The 6,251-nt window shown below is 71.1% G+C and carries 6 protein-coding genes; all 6 read right to left on the bottom strand.

The features are described 5' to 3' along the window. Positions 1–209: 209 nt before the first annotated feature. A complete protein-coding gene (locus WG212_RS21065) occupies positions 210–1,079 on the bottom strand; it encodes a ParB/RepB/Spo0J family partition protein (RefSeq protein ID WP_337189076.1) in 870 nt (289 codons plus the stop codon). Next, positions 1,079–1,879, bottom strand: coding sequence for a ParA family protein (locus WG212_RS21060; RefSeq protein WP_337189080.1), 801 nt, complete (start codon positions 1,877–1,879; stop codon positions 1,079–1,081). The genes WG212_RS21065 and WG212_RS21060 overlap by 1 nt, the downstream gene beginning before the upstream one ends. Positions 1,880–1,964: 85 nt before the next feature. Further along, entirely contained in the window at positions 1,965–2,537 is a 573-nt protein-coding gene (gene rsmG, locus WG212_RS21055) for a 16S rRNA (guanine(527)-N(7))-methyltransferase RsmG (protein ID WP_337189079.1), read from the bottom strand. A gap of 179 nt (positions 2,538–2,716) precedes the next feature. Continuing rightward, positions 2,717–4,594, bottom strand: coding sequence for a tRNA uridine-5-carboxymethylaminomethyl(34) synthesis enzyme MnmG (gene mnmG, locus WG212_RS21050; protein ID WP_337189075.1), 1,878 nt, complete (start codon positions 4,592–4,594; stop codon positions 2,717–2,719). A gap of 71 nt (positions 4,595–4,665) precedes the next feature. Beyond that, positions 4,666–6,003 carry a tRNA uridine-5-carboxymethylaminomethyl(34) synthesis GTPase MnmE gene (gene mnmE / locus WG212_RS21045; RefSeq protein WP_337189074.1) on the bottom strand — a complete coding sequence of 446 codons (1,338 nt, stop codon included), beginning with the start codon at positions 6,001–6,003 and terminating at the stop codon, positions 4,666–4,668. Continuing rightward, positions 6,000–6,233 (bottom strand): DUF6489 family protein, encoded by a 234-nt coding sequence (locus WG212_RS21040; RefSeq protein ID WP_337189073.1) that lies wholly within the window; start codon positions 6,231–6,233, stop codon positions 6,000–6,002. Before WG212_RS21040 ends, mnmE begins: the two co-directional genes overlap by 4 nt. Positions 6,234–6,251: the final 18 nt, after the last annotated feature.

Raw genomic sequence — 6,251 nt, 5'->3', positions numbered from 1 at the left:
CCTTTGTCCACGGATGCACACGGAGACACACGGATGGCGCGGCGGCCATCATCCGTGTCGATCCGTGTGCATCCGTGGACCTTCAGATCGGAAGACCGCCGCTTCGCGGCCTCGCCGGACCAGCGCCGGCGCGCTCCGCCGTTCGTTCGTGGTTTTCCGTGTGGGGCGTGGCCAAAACCTGTAGCGCCCGCGGCGCACAGAGCCGCCGCTCATCCCCGCGTGAGCCGGCGGCAGAGTTCGTCGAGCTGTTCCAGGGTCGCGTAGCGGATGCGGATCTCGCCCGCGCCGCCGCGGTCGGCGACGTCCACGCTCATGCCGAGGGCCTCTTCCAGGTCGGTCTCCAGCGCGACCGTGTCGGCGTCCTTCGCCTTGCGCGGGCCACTGGCCTTTTTCGGCGCCGCCGCGCTCCCGCCCCGGGCGAGGCGCTCGGCCTCGCGCACCGAGATCTGCTGGTCCACCATCAGGTCGGCCAGCTTCTCCTGGTCGCCCACCGACAGCAGCGCCCGCGCGTGGCCCGCCGTCAGCCGGCCATGGACGAGATGGTCCTGCACCCGCTCGGGCAGTTGCAGCAGGCGCAGCGTGTTGGCGACGTGGCTGCGGCTCTTGCCGACGGCGGCCGCCATCTGATCCTGGGTATGGCCGAAGCGGTCCTTCAGCGCCTGATAGGCGCGCGCCTCCTCCATCGGGTTGAGGTCCGCGCGCTGGACGTTCTCGACGATGGCGACTTCCAGCACCTTCTCGTCGGCCAGGTTGCGCACCAGCGCCGGGAGAACGCCCACGCCGGCCCGCTGGGCGGCGCGCCAGCGGCGCTCGCCGGCGACGATCTCGTACTCGCCGGGCGTGATCGGCGACGGCCGCACCAGGATGGGCTGGAGCACGCCCTTCTCGCGGATCGAGGTCGACAGTTCCTCCAGGTCCTCCTCGCGGAAGGACTGGCGCGGTTGATCGGGGTTGCGGTGGATCAGCTCGATCGGGATCTCGCGCACGCCTTCGTCCGGCGGCACGGCATGGGCGATCTCCTCGGCTTCGCCCAGGAGGGCCGACAGGCCCCGGCCCAGGCCCCTGCGGTTCTCGGCCATCAGCTCACTTCCATCGGTTGCGCGGCGCGCCGGCGCCGCTCGCGCAGCACCACCTCGCGCGCCAGCTTCAGGTACGCCTGGCTGCCGGCGCACTTCAGGTCGTAGACCAGCGCGGGCTTGCCGAAGGACGGCGCCTCCGAGACCCGCACGTTCCGTGGAATCACCGTCTCGTAGACCGTCTCTCCGAAGTGGCCGCGCACGTCGCTCGCCACCTGGCCCGAAAGCGCATTGCGGCGGTCGTACATGGTCAGCACCACGCCCTGCAGCTCCAGCGCCGGGTTCAGGCTGCCCCGCACCAGGTCGATGGTGCGCATGAGCTGGGTCAGGCCCTCCAGGGCGAAGAACTCGCACTGCAGCGGCACCAGCACCGCGTCGGCGGCCGCCATGGCGTTGACGGTGAGCAGGTTCAGCGAGGGCGGGCAGTCGATCAGGACATAGGTGTAGGCCCGGTTTGCCCGCAGGGGCGCCATCGCGTCGCGCAGCTTGAAGGAACGGCGGGCCTGCTGTCCCAGCTCGAGCTCCACGCCCGACAGGTCGGGATCGGACGGCACGAGGTCCAGGCCCGGCACCGAGGTCTTCACCACCGCGTCGCGCACCGCGCGCTCGCCCATCAGGACATCGTAGAGGGTGGTCCGGCGTTGCGCCCGGCCCACGCCCAGGCCCGTGGAGGCGTTGCCCTGGGGGTCGGAGTCGATCAGCAGCACGCGCTCGCCCACGGCGGCCAGCGCCGTGCCCAGGTTGATGGCGGTCGTCGTCTTGCCGACCCCACCCTTCTGGTTGGCCACGACGAGGACACGCAGGGTCCTGTCACCAGGCGAACCCCCGTCACCAGGCAAGCCCCGGTCGGACGGCGGGTCCGATGCGGCGCCGGATCGGGGGTCCGACTCAGGACTTCCGGGCACGACCCAGTCTCCTCACTCGCACGATACGTCCCCTGGCGTCAGACAGAGACGGTACTATGTCCGCCAATAAATCCCAAGATTTAGTTGCCTCTTCCAGTTCGGACGCAACATCTTGTCCCTTCAGGAACAGGCCGACGGCGCCTTTGCGGACGTAGGGCCAAGCATACCCGAGCAGGCGCGACAGCGGCGCGCAAGCCCGTGCGGTGACGATGTCCACAGCGAGATCCAGGTTTTCCGCCCTGGCGTTGTGGACCGTGGCCGGAAGATCGAGCGCGCCCACCACCTCGGACAGGAAGCGGCAGCGCTTGGCCATGCTCTCCACGAGATGGACGTGGAAGCCCGGCCGCCCCTTCCCCAGGATCGCCAGCACCAGGCCCGGAAAGCCCGCCCCGGCGCCCAGGTCGGCCCAGGTCTTCGCCTCGGGCGCGAGGGCCAGGAGCTGAGCGGAATCCCACGCGTGGCGATTCCAGAAGTCGGGAATCGTGGCCGGCCCGACCAGGTTCATGACCGCGTTGCCGGCGGTGAGCGTCTCCAGGAATTGGGAGAGGTCGGCCATCTGCTCGGGCGTCGCGCCGCTGGTGGCCTGGAACGAGGCGGCGTCGGTGACGGCCGCCCCCTCCGTCGGCTTCGCCGCCACCTCCCCCGCATGCGAGGGAGGAGCGAAGGCATCCAGCTCCTCCCCCGTGCCAACGGGGGAGGGGGACCGCGAAGCGGTGGAGGGGGCGCGGCCGCCCATCACGCCGCCCGGCGGCGCACGTGAGCCAGCAGCGCCGTCAGCGCGCCCGGCGTCACGCCTTCGATCCGGGCGGCCTGGCCCAGGGTGAGCGGGCGGACATGGGCCAGCTTCTCGCGCACCTCGTTGGAAAGGCCGCCGATGGCGGCATAGTCCAGATCGGCCGGCAGGCGCAGGTTCTCGTCGCGGCGGAAAGCCTCGGCATCGGCCGCCTGGCGGTCGAGATAACCGGCATAGCCCGCGTCGATCTCCACCTGCTCCCGCACCGGGGCCGGCCAGTCGGCGATCTCGGGCCAGATCCGCGCCAGATCCTCGAAGCCGATCGTCGGATAAGCCAGCAGCTCCATCAGGTTCCGGCGTTGGCCGTCGGCCTTCACGGGCAGGCCTGCGCGCGCCGCCTCGGCCGGCGTGAGCCGCAGGTCGCGCGCCCGCGACCGCGCCCCGTCGAGGGCCGCCTGTTTCACGTGAAACGCCTCGGCTCGCCGGGACCCCACGACCCCCAGGGCGATCCCCCTGCCCGTCAGCCGCTGGTCGGCGTTGTCCGCGCGCAGGGTCAGGCGAAACTCGGCCCGGCTGGTGAACATCCGATAGGGCTCGGTCACGCCCCGGGTCACCAGGTCGTCGATCAGCACGCCGATATAGGCCTCGTCCCGGGCGAACTGCGCGGGCTCCGCGCCCGACGCCGACCGGGCCGCGTTCAGGCCGGCCACCAGCCCCTGCGCCCCCGCCTCTTCATAGCCCGTCGTGCCGTTGATTTGTCCGGCCAGGTACAGGCCCGGCAGGCGCTTCGCCTCCAGGGTGGGATACAGCTCGCGCGGGTCCACGTAGTCGTACTCGATGGCGTAGCCGTACCGCCTCACCCGCACGGCCTCGAGGCCGGGGATGGTGCGCAGGAACAGGTCCTGGGTCTCGGTCGACACCGAGGTCGAGATTCCGTTCGGATAGACGGTGTCGTCGTCCAGCCCTTCGGGCTCCAGGAAGATCTGGTGGCTGGTCTTGTCGCGGAACCGCACCACCTTGTCCTCGATCGAGGGGCAATAACGCGGCCCCCGCCCCGAGATGCGCCCACCGTAGACCGCCGATTCCTCGAGCCGCGCCGCGATGATCCGGTGGGTCTCCTCGGTGGTCCAGGTGATCCCGCACTCGATCTGCGGCGTGGTGATGCGGTCGGTCAGGAACGAGAACGGCTGCGGCTCGGCGTCCGCCGCCTGCATCTCCAGGCGATCCCAGGCGATTGTCGACCCGTCCAGGCGCGCGGGCGTCCCTGTCTTGAGCCGCCCCATCGCCAGCCCCAGGCCGTAGAGCCGGTCGGCGAGACCGATGGCGGGAGCGTCGCCGATTCGGCCTGCGGGGATTCGGCTCTCGCCCTGATGGATGATCCCCTTGAGGAACGTGCCCGTGGTCAGCACCACGCGCCCGGCCCGGTATCCCTCGCCCGACGCGCCCGCGACGCCGGCGACCCGCCCGGCCGTCACGATCAGGTCCTCGACCGCCTCGGCCCGGATGGTCAGGTTCGGCGTCGCGGCCAGCTCGGCCTGCATCGCCTCCCGGTAAAGCCGGCGATCGATCTGGCTCCGGGGGCCGCGGACCGCCGCGCCCTTGGAGCGGTTCAGCAACCGGAACTGGATGCCGGCCACGTCGGCCAGGCGGCCCATCACGCCGTCCAGGGCGTCGATCTCGCGGACCAGATGACCCTTGCCCAGCCCGCCAATGGCCGGGTTGCAGCTCATTTCACCGATGGTCTCGACCTTGTGCGTGAGCAGCAGGGTGCGCGCGCCGAACCGCGCCGCGGCAGCCGCCGCTTCGCAGCCGGCGTGTCCGCCGCCGATGACGATCACGTCCCAGGTCAGTTCGGGCCAGGTCAGTTCCGGCGAGGTCATGCCGCGGGCATATAGGCGAAAAGCCCCAATGTTTCACGTGAAACCCATCCCCGGGGTTCCGGAAGGACGGGCTATTTCCCGATGCAGAAGGTCGCGAAGATACGGCCCAGGACCTGCTCGGGGTCGATCCGCCCGGTGATCCGGTCCAGCGCGCGCGCCGCCAGCCGCACGTCTTCGGCCGCCAGCTCCAGGTGCTGGGTCTGCGCCAGCGCATGACGGAGCCGATCCGCCGCCTCGGTGAGCAACTCCTGGTGCCGCAGCCGCGTCGCAGCCGGGGGCGCCGCGGCGGCCAGGGCGTCGATGACCCGTTCCTCGAGGGTGGATTCCAGCCAGGTCAGATCGCCGGGGCCACGGGCGGTGAATTCCGTCACGCCGAGCCCCAGCCGCCTCGCCTGCGCCGCAGCCCAAGCCCCGGCGGGACCCGCCGCCAGGTCACGCTTGGTGATCAGGCAGAGATCGTCCTCGCGCAACTCCAGGGGCGCGTTCCCCAGCGCTTCTCCCGACCCGTCCACCAGCCACAGCCTCAGGTCGGCGCCCGCCGCCCAGGTGCGGGCCCGCCGCACCCCTTCGGCCTCGATCTCGTCGGCCGTTTCCCGCAGGCCGGCGGTGTCGGCCATCAGCACCTTGTAGCCGGCCAGCACCAGCGGGACCTCGATGATGTCGCGCGTGGTTCCCGGCGTCGCGGTCACGATGGCCGCATCGCGGCCGGCCAGGGCGTTCAGCAGCGTGCTCTTGCCGGCGTTCGGCGCGCCGATCAGGGCGATGCGATAGCCCTCGCGCACGCGCTCACCCCGATCCGCGTCCGCCGCCGCGGCCTCGAGCTCGGCGACCAGTCCCGCCAGGATCGGCCGCGCGCGATCCGCCACCTCGGCGGGGACCTCTTCGTCGGGAAAATCCACCGCCGCCTCCAGCATCGCCAGGGCTTCGATCAGGGCGGCGGACCACCGCCCCTGGACCTCGGACAGCCGGCCGCCGAGCTGGTCCAGCGCCTGGCGCCTCTGCCCTTCCGTCTCGGCGTCGACGAGATCGGCGACCCCCTCGGCCTGGGCCAGGTCGAGCTTGCCGTTCTCGAAGGCGCGACGGGTGAATTCCCCAGGCTCGGCCAGCCTCAGGCCCAGGCCGGACAACTCGACGGTCAGCGCGTCCATCACCGCGGTCCCGCCGTGCACGTGAAACTCGGCCGCGTCCTCGCCCGTGTAGCTGGCAGGGGCTTCGAAGAAGAGGATCAGGGCCTCGTCGATCGTCCGCCCCTCGCGGTCCTCCAGCCGCTTCAGCACAGCCCGCCGCGCGGGCGGGACGCCGCCGATCAGGGCGTCCAGCACGGGCCGCGTCCGTGGTCCCGAAACCCGCACCACCGCCACCGCGGCCCGGCCCGCCGCCGTCGCGGGCGCGAAGATGGTGTCGGTCATCGCCGCGTCGTCGTCGCGGCCTCCATGAACTTGCGGAACTGCTCCTGCGCCCCGGTGCCGAAGCTCATCCAGTTCTTCATGAACTCCTCGGGATTGAGCAACGACATGTTGGCGTCGATGCGCTTGCTCATCTCGGACACCAGATGGTCGTTCAGCGTGCTCACGTCGGGCAGGCCCAGGAAGCGGCGCGCCTCCTCCGGGGTGCAGTCCACCTCGATGGTCATCTTCATGACGTCTCGCCCCTTCTA

Source organism: Phenylobacterium sp., from assembly GCF_037189685.1.
Classification (GTDB): Bacteria; Pseudomonadota; Alphaproteobacteria; order Caulobacterales; family Caulobacteraceae; genus Phenylobacterium.
Note: the sequence above shows the minus strand (reverse complement) of the source record. Positions and strands in the feature narration are given on the sequence as shown.